The organism is Mesorhizobium sp. P3_A2, assembly GCF_056403115.1.
The window spans coordinates 107,817-126,321 of record NZ_JBFUGC010000004.1 but is presented as its reverse complement, the minus strand read 5'-3'; the positions used below and the strand labels follow the sequence as shown (position 1 = coordinate 126,321).

Here is an 18,505-nt window from a genome sequence, read left to right as displayed (position 1 = left end):
CCTGAACAACCATCATTTCTTGTAGCTATTTTCTTGGGAGTTATTTCGGGTTTCGAAATAACAGCAGTCACGAAGTTGTATCGTTGGCCGCCGATATCGGGACGTGCCGGGGCACCGGCAGGGTCGCGGCTTGCTCACATCTGCGAAAGGCGGATGCGTCTATGGGTTGCAGAAGGCGCGGGCGTTGGGCGTCCATTTGCCGAAGCCGGTGGCGACCATATTGGCGATGACGCGGCAGACATAGAACTTCTGCGCGGGATCGTTGTCGGGGCCGGCGTGATAGCGGGCGACAGCCATCGACCAGCTGACATGACGGGCATGCAGGCTGGCCAGGAAGCGCGCCGCGTAGTCGACATTCTGGCGCGGGTCGAGCATGTCGTCGACGCTGCGAAAATGCGATGCGTGATAGTGATGATTGATTTGCATGCAGCCGAGGTCGATGAGCGTCTTGCCCTCGCGCCGGGCCGCTTCGAACGTCGCCAAGGCCTCGGCTCGGTTTCTCGGAAATACCGCTTTTCCTTCTATATTCAAGGCATTAGGCTGAAGGCTGCCCTTCTTGCCGGTCTCGGTCAGTCCGACGGCATAGAGGATGCCGGCCGGCACGCCATAGCGGTCGGCGGCGCGCAGGATCTCGGGCTCGCAAGGGTTGGTGGCGGCGTTGGCCGGGCCGATGATGAGGCTAGATGAACATATCGTCGCCAGCGCGCTCGCGAGCAGGCACGCCAGGGCGGCCGAATTCCTGGGCATCGTCATTGCGGTTTCTTCCCGACTGCTGGCCGCCCGAACCCGCATTGTTGCCGCTCGAGTTTCCGGGCTGAAAGGCAGACTGATCGCGGCCTTGCGGCATCGGCTGGGAGTTCGCTGCATCGCTGCGGGCCGAAGCGTTGATTGCTACCGAGGGTTGCAGGATGGTGACCTTGTCGACATCAAAGCCGAGCCCACGCAACGACTTGACGATGGCATCGCTGTCGGTGGCGAGGCGGCGGTAAGCCTCGTGGGTTTCGGGCTTCAATTCTATTGAAAGTTGTTCCCCGGCTAGCCTGAGACTGGCGGTGACCATGCCGAGTTCGGCCGGGTGAAGCTCGATCTTCAATATATGTGTCGGAACGGCAACAGAACCGGCCGTCTGGGCGGTCGTCGACGGCGTCGAAACCGCTTGCCGCAGGCCGTTGTCCGAAGCGAGCACGTCGATCAGAGCCGACGTCGTCTGGTTCATCGGGCTTTGCGCCGGTGCCGGGAAACTCTGCTCGGCGACAATGTCGACGCGCCCGGCGGACGGCGCCTGTTTTCCGGGTGCGGACGTCGCGGGGGACTGGGCTCCATCGACGCCCTTTGTCGACAGCGCCGACCGCTTTGCGGCGGGTGCGGAATTCTTGCTTGCCGGCCCGTCCGCCGGCAGAGTTGGCGTCGTGCTATCCGGGTTAGGCAGCTTGCCGGACTGGGGTCCGATCGCATCCATCTTTTGCCTCGGATCCTGTGCGGAAATGTCGGCGCCGGCCTTGGCCCGTTCGGGCCGCGGCGTCGTGTCGAGGCTGTTGTCGGGGCCGGATGCCGTGCGGAATTTCTTCAACGACAGAGGCGGCGTCTGCGCAGAAACGGTCTCGCCGTCGAGCGCCGGTTGTTCAGTCTGTTCATTCGTGGCGGCACCGTTCCCGCCTGTCCTGGCCGCCGAGAAACGGCTGATGTCATGCAACGCTATCAGCAATGGCAGATGGTCCTGCAGGGCAAGGGTGTCTGTGCCTTGTCCGATCGCCTCGGCGTCAGCGGATGTCTTGTCCGGACCGCTGTCGACAGGGTCCTTTGCGGCTTTCCCGGCAACCGGTTTGGAGGCCGCTTTGCCCGTCTCCGCGTGGGCAGTCTCGCCCTTGACGGGACCGGCCGCGCTGCGCCGGGTCCAGCGTGGCTCGTGCGGCGCGGCCTCTGTTGCACCCTGACCTTTCTGCGTCGGCGCATTGTCGTCGCCGCGCACCAGTTCACCGAAGCTTTTGTCATCGCCCTTGGCGTTCGGCGCGGTCTGCTTCGATCCAGCGTGCACGGGCGCAAATCCCGGCAGGGCTTGGCCAACATTGGTGGTCATTTCGGGGCTGCTCCAAGCATCTGGTCGATCAAATCGAGCTGGCGACGTGTCTTGGCCATGGCGGCGTCGGTGGGATCGGCGGGCTCGGCGCCGGCTGCAGGGGCAGATGCCGGCACAACAGGCGCCGCATCGCTGGCGGTGGCGACAGAAGGTGCTTGCGGCGCCTTTGTCTGAGGCGCGCTCTGTGCCTGCGCGGCTGGCTCGCCTGGCGCCTTCGGCTTGTCGGTTGCGGCCGGTCCGCCTGATGCTGCTACGGCTGGCTGCTCCGGCATTGCGCCTTCGACCGGCGGCAGCTCGGGCTCATCGGGGTTTGGCGCAGCCGCGGTCTTGACCGGTTCCTGTTTGGCCGCGGCAGGCGCGGGCTTGTCGGCAGACAGCGGCGCCGGCGGCGCGATCACTTCGCCGGCCACGGCCTGCGCGGCATCGAGCAGGTCGCGGTCGCTTTGCGAAAGCTGGCTGCGATCGATCTTGGAGAGCTTGGCGCGGACCTCGTCGATGGTGCCCGACGTCACCGTCGACAGGCTGGAATAGAGTTGCGCGCGCGGATCGTCCTGGTTGTGGATGCCGTCACGGCCCTGTTCGGCTCGGGCCGAGGCAAAGGCCGAGAGATCGGCGAAACCGTCGATCGCGGCACGGCGGGCGATGCGCAGATAGATCATCGTCTCGCGCTCGGGATCCATCATGGCGGTGATGTCGGCGAGCTTGTCCTGGCTGATCGCCATATGCAACGTGATGACGCCCGAGACGAAGGCGTCGGCGAACTGGCTGGCATAGGGCGAATAGAGGTAGTCCTCGACATATTGGGTCGAGGCAAGCGCGAAGCGCGCGCCATCGCCCTGCGCGGCGGCGATACCGACCGAGCGGCGCAGCGCCGCTTCCTCGACCAGCGTGCCGGGGCTGAGCAGGCGAGCATCGTCGAGTAGCGCGAGTGCTGCGGCCGGTTGCTCGGTGGCGAGCAGTGAGCCTTTGACCAGCGCCAGGAAAGCGCCGAGATCGGCGGGCAGCGTCATCGGATCGATCGGCTTCAGCGCCTCGATCGCGGCCGCCGGGCGGCCGTTCAGATAGTCGATAATGCCCTTGGCGATGGCCAGGCTTTGTGGGTCGGTCTTGGCGCGCGACATCGCCACCTCGACGGTGACGGGGTTGCCGCCGCTCATGCCATAGACCAGCAAGGCGCGAAAATTCTTCGGGTCGCTGAAGTCCTGCGCGTCCGCCGTGCGAAGCCTTGTGTCGGTCATTTCGAGTAGCTTGGCCTGCATCGGCAACGCGGCATGGTCGCCGGCGGCGATGCGGTCCTGCACCAGCTGCAGCGAGCGCACCAGCTGATAGGGCTGCAAGCCGTCCTCGGCTAAAGCCGCCGGCGAATGGACAGCGCTCAACAGCAGCAAGCCGACGGCGCGGCCGATGATGGCGCCGCATCTCATCCGTCGGTCGCCATCAGGATCTCGATGCGTCGGTTCGCGGCAGCCATCGGGTCGGCTGCAACCTTCGGCTCGCGGTCGGCGAAGCCGGCGACCTCGGTGATGCGGCGCTCGTCGACGCCACCGCGCACCAGCATGTAATAGGCGGAATGGGCGCGCGCCGTGGACAGCCGCCAATTGTCGTAAGTGTCGCTGCGGAACGGCCGCGCATCGGTGTGGCCGTTGATGCTGATCGCGCCTTTCTGCTCGTTGACGATGCGGCCGATCTTTTCCATCGCCAGCACCAGTTCACGGCGCGGCACTGCCGAGCCGATCTCGAACATGCCGAAATCGAACTGGTCGGTGATCGAGATGACGACGCCCTTGTCGGTGGCCTCGACGGAGACGCCGTCGTACAATTTGTCGCCAGGCTTGAAGGCCTCGGCGAGTTCCTGCTTGACCTGTGCCGCGGCCTTGACGGCGGCGGCACTCGGCGTCTTTTCCGCGGCTTCGGGCTTGGGTGCGGTTTGTGCTTCGGCGGCTTCGGCCTTTGCCTCCTCCGCCTTTTTCGCTTCGGCCTTTGCGGCTTCAGCCTTGGCCTCTGCCTTGGCTTCAGCTTTGGTCAGCGGCTTGTCGGACGCCGGCTTCGCCAGTGGCTCGAGCGGCGCTGCCGTCACCGGGGGCGCCGGCGACACGGCCTTCACTTCAGCCACTTGCGTCTGTGCCGCCTTGTCGCCGGGCTTGAGCGGATCGCCTTCGATCTTGCTGCGTTCGGCGGTGGCTTCGGCGCCGGGTGCCGCCACCTGCTGCGACCAGAAATCCGGCGCGAACGGGTCGCGGTAGGATTGGCCGCCCGATGCACCGGTGGCGGGGCCGGACGCCTGCGCGCCGCCATCGCCCTTCTCGCTGACATTCTGCATGACGCCGGTGTCGGTGGCGATTTCCGACAGCACCGCATAGGGGTCGGCAAACAGATGCTCGTCGGAAAGATCGGTCTTCGGCGCCGATTCCTTCGGCTGCTTCTTGTCCGAGGTGCCTGCGCCGCCGATGCCGTCCTGTCCGGCCTTGCTGGTCTTGTCCTTCGGGTCGTCGGCCGTCAGCCCAACCTTGCTCGGGCCATCGCCGAGGTCTTCGAGGCCCTTGCGGCTGGCGTTGCGGTCGACCAGCTTGACCGGGTTGAAATAGCTGGCGACGGCGGCCTTGGTCTGCTCGTTGGCGGCATTGATCAGCCACATGACGAGGAAGAAGCACATCATGGCGGTCATGAAATCGGCAAAGGCGATCTTCCAGACGCCGCCATGATGGGCGTCGTCATGGTCGTCGTGACTGCGCCGCACGATGATGATTTCGTGCGGGTGGTCGGCGGCGTCAGTGGCACTCATGACAGGGCCTCGGACAAGGCAGCAGACCATTCGGCGATGCGGGTTTCGAACACCGCCTCGTCAATGGCGACGGTGAGGTCGAAGCCGGGCGCCTCGACGAAATCGAGATTGGCCGCGCGTGGGCCAAGCGATGCCTTCAGCGTCTCGAACAGTGACAGCGGCCCGCGCACAGCGATGCGCACCGCCTCGCTGTCGCCGACGGCTTCGCGGATCGTGCCGGCGAGGGCTTCCAGCGAGCGCTTCTGCAGATCGTCGCTGACAATGCCGCCAATGATGCGGGCAACGGTGGCGCCGACGAGCTCGCTGACCTTCGCCTCCATGGCGTCGATACGGGCAGCGACGGCTAGACCGACATCGCTGCCGAAGCTTTCCAGAAAAGCCTTTGCTTCATCGGCGTTGGCCTGGTTCTGCGCTTCGAGCGCTGCCTGGTGGGCGATGGCAAGGCGGGCTTCAAGGGCGGCTTCGGCATCGATGACCGCTTCGGCGATCAGCGCGCCGATGTCGGCCTGCGGCACCGGCGTTTCCGGCCTTGGCTCGGCCTTGGTCGTGAGCGGCGGCTGGCCGGCGCGCTGGGTGCGTGCGCCGAAATCCGGCAAAAGGTCGAAAAGCGCTGCCGAGACCATGGTCTACACCGCTGCTTCCTGGGCCGCCCATTTGCGCAGGATCTGCGCGGTGCGCTCCTCGTTGAGATCGACCATGCGGGCAAGCCGTTCCTGCGGCGCCGGCCTGATCTTCTGGCGAAGATCGTCGAGCGGAGTCGGGCCGGGGCGGCCGCTCGGCAATGCCGCCGGCGGAGGTTCGGCAGTGGCGGTGGTTTCAGGTGTCGGCAGCGAACGCTGGACATCGTCGAAGCTTGGACCGGCAAGTGCGGGCGTCGGCCGCGCGGTCAGCGCGGTGGCCATCGGCCTCAGGCCGAAGAAGGCGACCAGGAACACCACGACGATGAAGGCGCCGGCATTGATCATCGTGCCGGCATGGGTTCCGATCGATGCCATTATGCCCGGCTGCTCGATCGGCTCGCCGTCCAGCCCGTCGATGAACTCGACCGCCGAGACATCGATGATATCGCCGCGCTTGTCATCAAAGCCGGTGGCTGAGGCCACCATCTTCTGGATGTCGGCGACGCGCTTGGCGATCTGCTCGGGGGTGGCGTCCTTGCCGAGGATGGTCATCAGCCGCTGCTGGTTGACGACGACGGCGATCGACATTTTGGTGACGGAATAACCGTTGGAGACGGTGGCGATCTTCTTGGAGTTGATCTCGTAATTGGTGATCTCCTCCTTGCGGTCGTTGGCCGATGTCGTCTGCGGGCCGTCGGTGCTGGTCGCCTGGGTCTCGGGCAGGTTCTGCTCGACGCTGGCCGGGGTCGAGGCCTGCCTCTGGTTGCTGTTCTCGTTGGCGCGCACCGACTGCACCGAACGCTCAACGCGCGACTCCGGATCGAAGATCGTCTCTTCAGTCTGGCGGGTGTCGGTGTTGACATCGGCCTTGACGCTGGCGCGGAAATTGTCGGGGCCGAGATAGGGCGTCAGCGCGCGGCGGATGTTGTCGCCGATCTGCGCCTCCACGGTCTGCTCGACGCCGAGCGTGCGGGCAGCACTGGTGTTGGAGGGGTCGTCGCCGTCGGCCAACAGATTACCGTTGGAATCGAGCACGGTCACCTTGTCGGCCGACAGGCCGGGGACTGCGGCGGCAACGAGATGGCGGATCGACATGGCGCTCTTTTCGGCGTCGATGCCGGAATAACGGATGACCACCGAGGCCGAGGGCTGCTGTTCGTCGCGGCGGAAATTGGCGCGCTCGGACATGACGATGTGGACGCGGGCAGCCTTGATGCCCGCGATCGACTGGATGGTGCGGGAGATCTCGCCCTCCAGCGCGCGCACCCGGGTGATCTGCTGCATGAAGGATGTCAGGCCCATCGCGCCGACATTGTCGAACAGTTCGTAGCCGGCATTGGCGCTGGTCGGCAGGCCCTTTTCGGCAAGCAGCATGCGCGCCTGCGCGGTGGTGCCGGCCGGCACCAGCACGGAGGTACCGTCGGAGCCGACATCGAAGCCAATGCCGGCCTCGCCGAGCACCAGACCGATCTGGTTCACGTCGGAACGATCGAGCCCGACATAGAGCGTCTCGTAGGCGGGGCGGTTCAGATAGAGCGAGCCGAAGCCGATGACGGCCATGACCAGCGCGGCGATGCCGGCCAGCATGGCCAGGCGCCTGACGCCGAATGCCCTGAGATTCGAGATGATGCTCTGGATCTGTTGCGGCACGATTCAAGCGCTCCCAGCATGATATTCCGTGGGAACACTAGACCGCGAAGCTTGTGCGAAGATGATAACGCACGTCACCCGGAAGTGTGCAGCGGTTCCGGGCCAACGACATGCTTCAAAACACGGCTACAAAGCGAAAGGGCCGCGTTGTTGGCGCGGCCCTTCAATTCGAAGGAAGAGAAAGCCGGGTCCGGCCTATTGCTTGAACAGCGCCAGGATCGACTGCGAGTTGCCGTTGGCGATCGACAGCGACTGGATGCCGAGCTGCTGCTGAACCTGGAGGGCCTGCAGACGCGTCGATTCCTTGTTCATGTCGGCGTCGACCAGAGCGCCGACGCCCTTGTCGATGGAGTCCGACAGGTTCGACAGGAAGCTCTTCTGGGTGTCGATGCGCGACTTGGCGGCGCCGAGATAGGCGGCGCCGGTGGACAGTTTGGCCAGCGCAGTTTCAACAGCGCCGAGTGCGGTGTCGATGGCAGCCGGGAGGACCTGGGTGGTGCTCGGATCGAAGAAGGTCGCAGCCAGCAGGCCGCCGACGATGCCGCCGGTGCCGGCAATGTCGAGAACCTGCGTATCGGAAGCCTTGACGTCGATGGTGTCAATGGCGACGGTCGTGCCGGTGCGGTTGTAGGAAGCGACGATCTTGAGGTCAGAGGCGGCGGTAGCATCGTTCTGCAGCAAGTTCGAGCCGGCATAGGACGCGTTGGTGACCGACGACTTGATCTGGTCCTGGATGGCCTTGATTTCGGTCGCGATCTTCTGCTGGTCGTCCTTCGAGGCGCTGCGCGCGGTAACCAGCTTGGCCTTGATCAGGTCGACCTGGTCCTTGATGTCGGTGATGGCGGTGTAGGCGGTGTCGACCTTGCCGGCGCCGAGGCCGAGCGCGTCCTGAACGGCCGAAAGCGCCTTGTTGTCGGACTTCATCGTGGTGGCGATCGACCAGTAGGCAGCGTTGTCGCTGGCGGTGGCGACGCGGTAGCCGGTCGAAATGCGCGACTGGGTCATTTCGAGCTGCTTGTTGGTGTTGTTCAAGCTCTGCAGCGCAGTCAGCGCCGAAGCGTTCGTCATGATGCTTGCCAAGATATTTACCCCTTCTCAAAAACTGGCGTGTCACGCACACGCCGGATCAACTTCATCAGGGGGTAGGCATAAGCCCATCGACCGTCTGGTCTGCCCGCCATGGTATGGTTAACCATGACTACCGGGATATGGTTAATGGCCTGTTAAAACAAGCCAATCCGGGCGCTGGCCAAAAGCAAAATCGGCCGCCATTAAAGAGAAAATCAGCAGCCACAAAAAGAAATCGGGCCGCGCTGGTGGCGCGGCCCGATCGGATCTTGTCAGTCGTAAAGTCGAGAGATCAGCCGCGGAAGAGCGACAGGATCGACTGCGAGTTGCCGTTGGCGATCGACAGCGCCTGGATGCCGAGCTGCTGCTGGACCTGGAGGGCCTGCAGACGGGTCGATTCCTTGTTCATGTCGGCGTCGACCAGAGCGCCGACGCCCTTGTCGATGGAGTCCGACAGGTTCGACAGGAAGCTCTTCTGGGTGTCGATGCGCGACTTGGCGGCGCCGAGCGAGGCAGCGCCGGTGGACAGCTTGGCAAGCGCCGTTTCAACGGTGCCGAGCGCCGTGTCGATCGCTGCGGCGGTAACCGCCGTGGTGCTCGGATCGAAGAAGGCCGTGGCGAGCAGGCCGCCAACGATGCCGCCCGTGCCGGCGACATCGAGGACCTGCGTGTCGGCAGCCTTGACGTCGATGGTGTCGATGGTGACGGTCGCGCCGGTACGGTTGTAGGAAGCGACGATCTTCAGGTCGGAGGCGGCGGCGCCGTCGGTCTGCAGCAGGTTCGAGCCGGCGAAGTTGGCGTTGGTCACCGAGGACTTGATCTGCGCTTGGATGGCGTTGATTTCGGTCGCGATCTTCTGCTGGTCTTCCTTCGAGGCGCCGCGAGCGGTGACGAGCTTGGACTTGATCAGGTCGACCTGGTCCTTGATGTCGTTGATGGCGGTGTAGGCGGTGTCGACCTTGCCGGCGCCGAGGCCGAGCGAATCCTGAACCGACGAAAGCGCCTTGTTGTCGGACTTCATCGAGGTCGCGATCGACCAGTACGCGGCGTTGTCGCTGGCGGTGGCGACGCGGTAGCCCGTGGAAATACGGGCCTGGGTCATTTCGAGCTGCTTGTTGGTGCTGTTGAGGCTCTGCAGCGCGGTCAGCGCCGCGGCGTTGGTCATGATACTGGACATGGCTACTCGTACCTTGATTTTTACAGGGTGTTTTTTTGCATACCGGCTTTTCCGGTATGACGGAGCGGCATCATGCCAATGATCGTGAGACCCGATCACCCGCCATCTGCGAGCAATATGCGGGCAAGTCCCTACCAAAGGGCTAAACGGGACGGTTAACCGGAAATATATTGCGTGAAGTTTTAGCCGGGCGCCACGCAGGGTCGCCGGCGGTCAGGTGAAGGAGCGCACCAGGCTGCCGACCAGCAGGTTCCAGCCGTCGATGAGGACGAAGAACAGGATCTTGAAGGGCAGCGACACGACGGTCGGCGGCAGCATCATCATGCCCATGGCCATGGTGATGGTGGCGACGATCAGGTCGATGACGAGGAAGGGCAGCACGATCAGGAAACCGATCTCGAAGCCGCGGCGGATTTCGGAGATCATGAAGGCCGGCACGAGGATGCGCAGGTCGACGGTTTCCTTGGCAACCACCTGGCCGCGTTCGCGGGCGAGATCGGCGAACAGGTCGAAATCCTTGTCGCGGACATTGTGCAGCATGAAGGTGCGGAACGGGTCCGAAATCTTTTCGAACGCCTCGGTCTGGCTGATCTGGTTGTCCATCAGCGGCTTCACGCCGGTGTTCCAGGCCTGATCGAAGGTCGGCGCCATGACGTAGAAGGTCATGAACAGCGACAGTGAGATCAGGATGAGATTGGCCGGCGTCGACTGCAGGCCGATGCCGGCGCGCAGGATCGAGAAGGCGATGACGAAGCGGGTGAAGCTCGTCACCATGATCAACAGGCCCGGCGCCACCGACAGCACAGTGAGCAGGCCGAACATCTGAATGATATAGCCGACGGTGGCGCCGTCGGCCTTGCCGATACCGCCGAGATCCAGCTGCTGGGCAGCGGCGGCAGTAGTGGCGGCGACGACGATCGCGGCGGCGAGGATGAGTTTTCTCATTCGAGCAGCAATGTCCTGATCAGAACCTGTTTGGCATGGCCACCGCTGCGGATCGCGGCGCGCTCCTCGAGGTCGGCTTTCAAATGCTGGTAGCCGCTGGCACCTTCGATCTGATGCATCTTCAGGGTGCGGACCATGGCCAGCAGGTCCTGGTGAATGCTCTCGGTGAGCTCCGGCGGTTGCGGCGCATCGTAGACCACCGAGGCTTCCAGCCTTACCCAGATATCGGCCGGCGCGGCCAGATTGGTGGTGATCGGCGCCAGCTGCACGAGCGTCGGCCCGGTGCCCGGCGCATGTTCTGCGGCCGGGCTCGGCTGCTCGGCGTTGGACTGGTTCTCGGGTGCGGCCGGCACCGGTATCGGTCCGCCGACGCCCTTCAGATAGCCGCCGGAGACCCAGCCCATACCGACGGCAGCGCCCGTCACCGCCAAAAGCATGGCGAGCTGAATGACAAGCGATGGGCCCTTTTTGGGCTGGACCTGTTCGACATTTGCCACGGCGCCGTTCTCCGGACCTAGAAGGGGAGGACTTGGTCGAGGATCTGCTGACCGTAAGCGGGCTGCTGGACTTCGCTGACGCGGCCGCGGCCGCCATAGGAGATGCGCGCCTCGGCGATGCGTTCGTAGGAGATGGTGTTTTCGGCGCCGATGTCTGAGGGGCGCACCATGCCGGCAATGGTCAGCACCCTGAGCTCGTAGTTGACGCGCACTTCCTGCGAGCCGCGGATCATCAAATTGCCGTTGGGCAGGACTTCGGTGACGACGGCGGCGACATTGAGTTCGAGGTTTTCCGAGCGCTTGATTTCGCCGTCGGCGTTGGTTTCAGTGCTGGAGCTCAGGCCGGCGTCGCCCTTGCCGCTGGTGCTGGCATCTTCCCATCCAAGCTTGACGTCATAGCCCAGCTTGCGCGCGGCGGTGCGGCTCCTGTCGTTCTGGTTCTTGAAGTTGGCCTTGTCGTTGAGCTTGATCCTGACGGTCAGGATGTCGCCATCACGCAGCGCGCGCGGATCGGTGAACAATCGGCTCTGGCGATCGTCCCACAGCGAGAATTTCTTCACCGGCGCCCGCGGCTCTTCCGGGTATGAATAGGGCGCATTGACGCTGCCGGTAATGCCGGAGCCGACCGGCGACATCACCGGCTCCCTGCCGATCTCCTTCGGGTCGATGGCACAGCCGGACAGCGAAGCGGCCGCGACCAGGACGAGCAACTGCAACTTCATGACGGATCTACCCTTCGGGCCGCGCTGGCCATGATGCCGGTGAGCGTGGCCGCCGCCTTCTGGTCCATTTCGTTGAGAATGACGCCGGCCTTGCGCGAATCGAGCTTCATCAGGATGGCGGCGGCGAGATCGGGGGTGACCATGGCCAGGCGCTCGGCCGCGGCGTCCGGCTTCATGCCGGCATAAATCTTGACGACGCCGTCCTCGGCGCGGGCCAGAAATACTTCGCGCCGCTTCAGCCATTGCTCGTATTCGGCGCGCTTCTCGTCCAGCGCCTTCATGCGCTGGTCGATGCCGGCCTGCAGCTGCTTCAGCTCTTCGGCCTGCAACGAGTAGCGGCGGTCGCGGGCGGCGTCGGCGATGTTGGAGCAGAAGCGCTGGATTTCGCTTTCGTCCGGCGCTTTCTCGCGAACCAGCTGCTGGGTTGCCACCGGCTGCTGTCCACCGGGCAGAATCTGCCGCACTGGTTCTTCCGCGCTGACGGGCATGGCTGCCAGAAGCGTGGCGACGGCACAAGCTGCCAGGGCTGCGTTGCGGCGGTGTTTTGGGGAAAGGCGATCGATCATCTTCATGGCCTATTGAAGAACCAGATCGGCCTGCAAAGCGCCGGCCGACTTGATGCCTTGCAGGATGGCAATGATGCCGTCCGGCTTGACGCCGAGACGGTTGAGGCCGGACACCAGCGTTTCGAGGTTGGGTCCGTCGAGCACGGCGACACGGGCGTCGGGCCGGGTGGCCTCGATGGTGGTGAAGGGTTCCTCAGCCGTCACGCCTTTGGAGAAGGGTTCGGGCTGGACAATTTTCGGCTGTTCGGTGATGCGCACGGTGAGCGTGCCGTGGCTGATCGCCACGCGCGAGATCTTGACCTCGTTGCCGATGACGATGGTGCCGGTGCGCTCGTCGATGACGACACGGGCCGGCGTGTCGGATTCGACCACCAGGTTCTCGATCTCTGCATAGAAGCGCGCTGCCGAAACATTTTTCGGCCGCCTGATCTGGACGGTGCGTGCATCGCGCTCGGCCGCAACGCGCATGCCGAAGCGCTGCGAGGTGTAGCCGTTAATGGCGTCGGCGATGCGAACGGCGGTCGAGAAATCGGGATTGCGCAGCTGCAAGGTGAGCAGCGACTGGTCCTCGAACTCGGCGCGCACGGTGCGCTCGACAATGGCGCCGTTGGGCACGCGGCCGGCCGTCGGCACGCCCTGCGTAAGCTGCTCGGCCTGCCCCTGCGCGGTGAAGCCGGAAACGATCACCGAGCCTTGTCCGACAGCGTAGATCTCGCCATCGGCCGCCTTCAGCGGTGTCATCACCAGCGTGCCGCCGGCAAGCGAGGTGGCGTCGCCCATCGAGGAGACGTCGATGTCGATGCGGGCGCCCGACTGGACATAGGGCGGCATGTTGGCGGTGACGATGACGGCGGCGACGTTCTTGGCCCGCGCGCTGCCGCCTTCCGTGGCGATGCCGAGATTTTCCAGCATGGCGCGGATCGACTGTTCGGTGAAGGGCGAATTGCGCAGGCTGTCGCCCGATCCGGCGAGGCCGATGACGAGGCCGTAGCCGACGAGCTGGTTGTCGCGCGACGCCTGCAGCTGAGCGATGTCCTTGATGCGCGATGCGACCTGGCCGGGCGGCAGCGAGCTTGGGCCGTTGGACACCCGGAACATGCGGCTGGTTGTGGCCGGGTCGTATTCGGGGTCGACAAAGGCGCCGCCATTCTGGCCGGCGAGATCGCGCTTTTGCTTCGGCGTAAGACCGTCGGCCAGCGCTGGCTGCAGCCCGAGAATGGCCGCCAGCAGAAGGGCAGGTCCGCGTCTCATGATGCGCTGACCCGGATTGTGCCGTCGGCCATCACCGTGCCGGAAAAGATCTTGCCGCTGTCGGTGTTGCGGACCTTGATCAGATCGCCCGCGGCGCCCGGCTGCAGCGACACCGCCGTGGCCGAAATGGTGAGGTCGCCGGCGATGAAATAGACCTGCACGGCGGCACCCTGTTCGACCAGCCAGGCATCGCGGATGGCGGCGACCGGAATGTAGCGGCCGGGCAAAAGCGTGCGCTTGGCGACCTTGCCCTGGAGTTCCTCGGCCTGCGTGGCGACCGCATCCGGCCTGTGCTTGCCGGGCAGCAGCGTCACCGGCTTCAAGGCGCCGGTATCGATCATCTCGCCGGGATAGATGACCCGGTTGGGTATCAACACGACTTCGCCGGCCGCCTGGTTGCTGGCGACCTGCGTTGCCTGCTGGTCTGCGCTCTCCTGCGCAAAAGCCGGCACGCCGCCGGCCACCAGCGCGAGGATCAGCGCGGTGCAGCAAAGCGCGGAGCGGGAGGCCGGAGAGAGCATCAAACCTTACCTGATGTTCTTGGACACGACCGAGGCCATGTCGTCGGCGGCCTGGATGACCTTGGAGTTCATCTCATAGGCGCGCTGCGCCGAGATCAGCTCGGTGATTTCCTTGACCGGATCGACGTTGGACGCCTCGAGATAGCCTTGCTGGACCGTGGCAAAGCCGGGATCGCCGGGCACGCCGACATTGGCCGGGCCGGAGGCCGGCGTTTCCTGGAACAGATTGTCGCCGAGCGGCGCCAGGCCCGCTTCGTTGGCGAAGTTGGCGAGCTGCAGCTGGCCGAGCAGCTGGAGATCGGTCTGGCCGTCGATGCGGGCAAAGACCTGGCCGGTCTTGTTGACGATGACTTCGATGGCGTCGACCGGCACGGTGATGGCTGGGATGACATTGGCGCCGTCGACCGTCACCAGCTGGCCGGTGGCGTTGGTGTTGAAAGCGCCGGCGCGGCTGTAGAGCGTGCCGCCGTCGGCGCCCTCGATCTGGAACCAGCCGCGGCCAGTCAGCGCCATGTCGAAACTGTTGCCGGTCGAGGTCAACTCGCCCTGTGTATGGACGTTGCGCACCGCGGTCGTCTTGACGCCGAGGCCGATCGAGACGCCTTCCGGCACCAGCGAGGAATTGGAGCGGTTGGGCACGCCTTGCGTGCGGTCGACCTGGTAGAGCAGGTCGGAGAATTCGGCCCGCGCGCGCTTGTAGCCGGTGGTGTTGATGTTGGCGATGTTGTTGGCGATGACTTCCAGATTGGTCTGCTGGGCATTCATGCCGGTCGCTGCAATGGCGAGTGCTTTCACGGCAAGTCTCCTCAGATGCCCATACGGCTGATTTCGAGATAGGCGGAGACGACCTTGTCGCGGATGGCGATCGTGGTCTGCAGGGCCTGCTGGGCGCTCATGACGGCGTCGACGACCTGGCGGGTATCGGCGTCGCCCTTGAGCGCCTGGATCGAGACCTGCTCGGCATTCTGCAAGGTGTTGACGGTCTTTGAAGCGGCCTGGCTCAGCGCCTCGGCGAAGGTGCCGCCGATCTCGCCGCCGGCCATCGGCGCCGTGGTGCCCTGAAACAGGTCGGTCGCGGCGTCGGTGCCGCCGATCTCCGGCTTGAGTGGAAGCGATCCGATACCGCCAATGCCGCTGATCATTACTGGTTCCTCATCAGGTCGATGGTCATGGAGATCAGATCACGCGCCTGCTTGATGACCTGAAGGTTGGCTTCGTAGGAGCGATTGGCTTCGCTCATGTCGGCCATCTCGACCAGCACGTTGACGTTGGGCATCTTGACGTAGCCCTTGTCGTCGGCGGCCTCGTTGCCGGGTTGGAATTCGACGGGAAAGTCGCTGGGATCGCGGTCGATGGAGTTGACCTCCACCATCGTGCCGCCGGAGGCACGGTCGAGCTCGGAGACGAAGCTGATGGTCTTGCGGCGATAGGGGTCGGCGCCCGGCGTGTTGCCGGTCGACTGCGCGTTGGCAAGGTTTTCCGAAACCACGCGCAAACGGTCCGACTGGGCGCCGAGGCCGGATGCGGCGATCTTGAGGGCTGAGGTCAGCGCGTCCATGGTCAGGTCTTAACCGCCATCATCATCATCGAATGGAAGGCCTTGACGATCGCGGTGTTGAGCTCGAAGGAGCGGCGGACCTCGCCGGCTTTCATCAGCTCGTTCTCGACCACCACGGTGTTCTTCGACGGCATGATGGCGCCGGTCGCCTCTTCGGGCTTGACCGTGAAGCCGGCATTGGTGGCGGCGGTGCCGAGGTGGCCTGCCTGGGTGGCGGTCAGCGACACCGCGGTGCGGTCGAGAACCTTCTCGAATGGCTCGACATCGCCGGCGGTGTAGCCCGGCGTGTTGACGTTGGCGATGTTGCCGGCAATGGCGGACTGACGCACGGACAGCCATTGCGACTGCTTGGCTGCAAGATCGAAAAGGTTGACGGGCTCCATGGGGATCTCCAGGCTGGTACGCACCAGACTAGGCCGCCAGTCTTGCGCGGACCTTGCGCGGACCTGGGGCGGTTCGCCCGTGCCGTGCCTAGCGATTACTTGGAGAGTTCGATCACTTGGTCGGTGCTGGTGACCATCACCCATTTGCCGCCGCGCTGCTCGATCGACGAGACGGTGCTGGTATCAGGCAGCTTCGAGCCCCGCTGGACGATCCAAAGGCCGGCGTCGTCCTCGATCATGGCGCGGCCATTGGCGACATGAACCATGCGGAATTTGGGATCCGCCGGAAAGGGCTGTTCGTCGACGCCGGGAGGCTGGGTCTTGTCGTCGGGGTCCTGCAGCGTACCGGTGGCGAACAGGTCGACATCGGGTACATCGTTTGCGGTCAGCGGCTGACCGGAATTTTCCATCTGCGAGCCGCCGCTGACACGACCGGCATTCGTTCCGCTGCCGCCGAACTTGATTGCCTGCACGCCGAACTGATCCTGGTTGAAGAAGATATACCAGGGAAACAGCGCGCAGATCAGGCCGAGCGTGATGCCAAGCGCGGCAAAGACGATATCGCTGCGACGGTCATCGTTCTTTTTCAGCTTGGGAAACTGCGTCCTTGGCGGCTGCGGCCAGTCGACGTCGGGAAAGAGCCCGTCGAGAAGCGAGTCACGGCTAGCCGCGATCGCCTCGTTGAGTTCGGCATGCGGAGCCTTGGGCAGTGGGGGCTTGGCGAAAGCGGGCGGAGCAGGTCTGGCCACCTCGGGGAAGGCAGGCTTGCCGACATCGCGCAGTGCAGGTTCGACTGTTCTGATCGATACGGGCTTGGTCTCGCCGGTTGGAGCAGGCTTGGCCATTTTGCGCGAGGCGGACTTGGCCGCTTTGCGCGACGCCGCCTTGGACGCGCTGCTCGATATGAGTTTCGCGCTGCCCAATGCAAGCCTGGACACCCCGCGCAAGGCGGCCTTCGGTGCACCGGCCAAGGCAAGCCTGAGCGCGCTTGGTGTGGATGGCTCGCCCATGCCGGGCAGGGCAAGGTTGGCTACGCTCGGCAAGGCAGCCTCGGGCGAGCCGAGCAAGGCAGGTTCGGGCACGCTGCGAGGCTGGACCAGTCTCGGCAAGGGTGGCTTGGCCGCCCTGGCCAATGCGGCCTCGGTTTTGGCTGCCTTGGCGCGATCAGCTTTCGCCTTGGCAGCCCTTGCTTCGTCAGCCCTGGCTTCCTCTGCGGCGGTGGCCTCGGCCAGCATCTCGCGCAAAAGCCGTTCGGTGTATTGGCGCTCAGTCTCCGGCATCGACACTTTGCTTGCCTTTCAGATGACGGGCGAGGTCGGAGAATGCGTCGCTCGAGGCGCGGTCCTTCGGCGACTGTGTCAGCGCTTCATAGATCAGCGGCACCTGGCGCACCGCAATGTCGAGCTCGGCATCGGCGCCGCCCTGGTAGGCGCCGAGCAGGCGAATGTCGCGCGTGTCCTCGAAGCGCGAGATCATCGACTTCAGCCTCGTCACCAGCATACGCTGCTCGGGGCTCCATGCCTTATCGGCGAGGCGTGAGATCGACGACAGCGGATTGACCGGCGGATAGCGGCCCTGTTCGGCTATGGCGCGGTCGAGCACGACATGGCCGTCGAGGATGCCGCGCACCGAATCGGCGACCGGGTCGTTGTGGTCGTCGCCGTCAACCAGCACCGAGATGATGGCGGTGATGGATCCTTGTCCCTTAACCCCTGGGCCTTCAGCACCCGGTCCAGCGCGTTCGAGCAGCTTCGGCAGGTCGGTGAAGACGGAAGCGGGATAACCGCGCGCCACCGGCGGCTCGCCAGTGCCGGTCGCCACTTCGCGCAGCGCATGGGCAAAACGGGTGATCGAATCCAGCACCAGAAGCACACGGTGGCCCTGATCGCGAAAATGCTCGGCGACGCGCATGGCGGTGTCCGGCGCGCGCCGCCGCATCATGGCGCTCTCGTCGCTGGTGGCGACGACGGCGACCGTCTTGGCCATGCATTGCGCGCCGATCGTGTCTTCGAGGAATTCGCGCACCTCGCGGCCGCGTTCGCCGATCAGCGCCACCACCACCGTATCGAAAGCATCGGCGCCGGCCAGCATGGCTAGCAGCGTCGACTTGCCGACGCCGGAACCGGCAAAGACGCCGAGGCGCTGGCCGAAGCAGAGCGGCGTGAAGATGTCGATGACCTTGACCCCGGTGGTGAAGGCGGTGCCGACACGCTGCCGCGCCATGGCGCCGGGCGTGGTGCCGTCGCTGCTTGCCGCCTCGCCGTTCCTGATCAGCGGCGGACCGCCATCAATGGCGCGGGTCAGCGCGTCGATGGCGCGTCCGCGCCAGGAAGCGTGTGGCGTCACCACCAGCGGACCGCGGCGAAACACGGCGTCGCCGATGCCGGCATCGGCGCTGCGTTCGAAAGGCGCGATGACGACCTCGTCGCGGCCGATCCTGACGATCTCGCCGCGGCGCGTGCCGACTTGGCCGCGCTGCTCGACGAGATCGCCCAGCCTGGCGACTTCAGACAGGCCGCGCACCTTGTAGTGCGTCGGCGAAACCTCGGCGACACGGCCGCCGCGCCGCAGCAGTGTCTCGGTGTCATCGAACCGGCGCCAGATACGCTCCAGCGCAGCCAGTCGGTTTTCAGGCGCTGCCTCCGGCTGCCGTTCAAGCGCATGTATCGATGATTGCGAGCTTGACAT

20 protein-coding genes are annotated in these 18,505 nt (G+C 64.8%); all 20 read right to left on the bottom strand.

What is annotated here, in order from left to right; all coding sequences use genetic code 11:
- Window positions 1-159: 159 nt before the first annotated feature.
- The 20 genes from AC1DXM_RS10905 to fliI all read right to left on the bottom strand — a co-directional run bounded on the left by AC1DXM_RS10905 (window position 160) and on the right by fliI (window position 18,505).
- Window positions 160-747, bottom strand: coding sequence for a transglycosylase SLT domain-containing protein (locus AC1DXM_RS10905; RefSeq protein WP_477233399.1), 588 nt, complete (start codon window positions 745-747; stop codon window positions 160-162).
- Entirely contained in the window at window positions 680-2,077 is a 1,398-nt protein-coding gene (gene fliK, locus AC1DXM_RS10900; RefSeq protein WP_477233045.1) for a flagellar hook-length control protein FliK, read from the bottom strand. The genes AC1DXM_RS10905 and fliK overlap by 68 nt, the downstream gene beginning before the upstream one ends.
- On the bottom strand, window positions 2,074-3,501 hold the full coding sequence (locus AC1DXM_RS10895; RefSeq protein WP_477233044.1) for a chemotaxis protein MotC: 1,428 nt from the start codon (window positions 3,499-3,501) through the stop codon (window positions 2,074-2,076). The genes fliK and AC1DXM_RS10895 overlap by 4 nt, the downstream gene beginning before the upstream one ends.
- Window positions 3,498-4,859, bottom strand: coding sequence for a MotB family protein (locus AC1DXM_RS10890; protein ID WP_477233043.1), 1,362 nt, complete (start codon window positions 4,857-4,859; stop codon window positions 3,498-3,500). The genes AC1DXM_RS10895 and AC1DXM_RS10890 overlap by 4 nt, the downstream gene beginning before the upstream one ends.
- Window positions 4,856-5,482: a hypothetical protein gene (locus tag AC1DXM_RS10885; RefSeq protein WP_477233042.1), complete on the bottom strand. Its 627-nt coding sequence runs from the start codon at window positions 5,480-5,482 to the stop codon at window positions 4,856-4,858. The genes AC1DXM_RS10890 and AC1DXM_RS10885 overlap by 4 nt, the downstream gene beginning before the upstream one ends.
- Before the next feature lie 3 nt (window positions 5,483-5,485).
- Entirely contained in the window at window positions 5,486-7,129 is a 1,644-nt protein-coding gene (gene fliF, locus AC1DXM_RS10880; protein WP_477233041.1) for a flagellar basal-body MS-ring/collar protein FliF, read from the bottom strand.
- Window positions 7,130-7,324: 195 nt separating this feature from the next.
- Window positions 7,325-8,209, bottom strand: a complete 885-nt coding sequence (locus AC1DXM_RS10875) for a flagellin N-terminal helical domain-containing protein (protein WP_477233040.1) — start codon at window positions 8,207-8,209, stop codon at window positions 7,325-7,327.
- Window positions 8,210-8,489: 280 nt separating this feature from the next.
- A complete protein-coding gene (locus AC1DXM_RS10870; protein WP_477233039.1) occupies window positions 8,490-9,374 on the bottom strand; it encodes a flagellin N-terminal helical domain-containing protein in 885 nt (294 codons plus the stop codon).
- 213 nt (window positions 9,375-9,587) lie between these two features.
- Window positions 9,588-10,319: a flagellar type III secretion system pore protein FliP gene (gene fliP, locus AC1DXM_RS10865; protein WP_477233038.1), complete on the bottom strand. Its 732-nt coding sequence runs from the start codon at window positions 10,317-10,319 to the stop codon at window positions 9,588-9,590.
- On the bottom strand, window positions 10,316-10,816 hold the full coding sequence (locus AC1DXM_RS10860; RefSeq protein WP_477233037.1) for a flagellar basal body-associated FliL family protein: 501 nt from the start codon (window positions 10,814-10,816) through the stop codon (window positions 10,316-10,318). The genes fliP and AC1DXM_RS10860 overlap by 4 nt, the downstream gene beginning before the upstream one ends.
- A 17-nt stretch (window positions 10,817-10,833) precedes the next feature.
- On the bottom strand, window positions 10,834-11,538 hold the full coding sequence (gene flgH, locus AC1DXM_RS10855; protein WP_477233036.1) for a flagellar basal body L-ring protein FlgH: 705 nt from the start codon (window positions 11,536-11,538) through the stop codon (window positions 10,834-10,836).
- Window positions 11,535-12,110, bottom strand: coding sequence for a MotE family protein (locus AC1DXM_RS10850; protein WP_477233035.1), 576 nt, complete (start codon window positions 12,108-12,110; stop codon window positions 11,535-11,537). Before AC1DXM_RS10850 ends, flgH begins: the two co-directional genes overlap by 4 nt.
- 3 nt (window positions 12,111-12,113) lie before the next feature.
- Window positions 12,114-13,355 carry a flagellar basal body P-ring protein FlgI gene (locus AC1DXM_RS10845; protein WP_477233034.1) on the bottom strand — a complete coding sequence of 414 codons (1,242 nt, stop codon included), beginning with the start codon at window positions 13,353-13,355 and terminating at the stop codon, window positions 12,114-12,116.
- Complete coding sequence (flgA, locus tag AC1DXM_RS10840) at window positions 13,352-13,876, bottom strand: flagellar basal body P-ring formation chaperone FlgA (protein WP_477233033.1); 525 nt, start codon at window positions 13,874-13,876, stop codon at window positions 13,352-13,354. The genes AC1DXM_RS10845 and flgA overlap by 4 nt, the downstream gene beginning before the upstream one ends.
- Window positions 13,877-13,882: 6 nt before the next feature.
- The gene (gene flgG, locus AC1DXM_RS10835) at window positions 13,883-14,671 is read right to left on the bottom strand and encodes a flagellar basal-body rod protein FlgG (protein ID WP_477233032.1); all 789 of its coding nucleotides are present in this window, start codon (window positions 14,669-14,671) and stop codon (window positions 13,883-13,885) included.
- Window positions 14,672-14,682: 11 nt separating this feature from the next.
- On the bottom strand, window positions 14,683-15,018 hold the full coding sequence (fliE, locus tag AC1DXM_RS10830) for a flagellar hook-basal body complex protein FliE (RefSeq protein WP_203278535.1): 336 nt from the start codon (window positions 15,016-15,018) through the stop codon (window positions 14,683-14,685).
- A complete protein-coding gene (flgC, locus tag AC1DXM_RS10825) occupies window positions 15,018-15,434 on the bottom strand; it encodes a flagellar basal body rod protein FlgC (RefSeq protein ID WP_192254418.1) in 417 nt (138 codons plus the stop codon). Before flgC ends, fliE begins: the two co-directional genes overlap by 1 nt.
- A gap of 2 nt (window positions 15,435-15,436) precedes the next feature.
- On the bottom strand, window positions 15,437-15,817 hold the full coding sequence (flgB, locus tag AC1DXM_RS10820; protein WP_142865956.1) for a flagellar basal body rod protein FlgB: 381 nt from the start codon (window positions 15,815-15,817) through the stop codon (window positions 15,437-15,439).
- Between the two features lie 95 nt (window positions 15,818-15,912).
- Window positions 15,913-17,097 carry a hypothetical protein gene (locus AC1DXM_RS10815; protein WP_477233031.1) on the bottom strand — a complete coding sequence of 395 codons (1,185 nt, stop codon included), beginning with the start codon at window positions 17,095-17,097 and terminating at the stop codon, window positions 15,913-15,915.
- Window positions 17,084-18,505 (bottom strand): flagellar protein export ATPase FliI, encoded by a 1,422-nt coding sequence (fliI, locus tag AC1DXM_RS10810; RefSeq protein WP_477233030.1) that lies wholly within the window; start codon window positions 18,503-18,505, stop codon window positions 17,084-17,086. Before fliI ends, AC1DXM_RS10815 begins: the two co-directional genes overlap by 14 nt.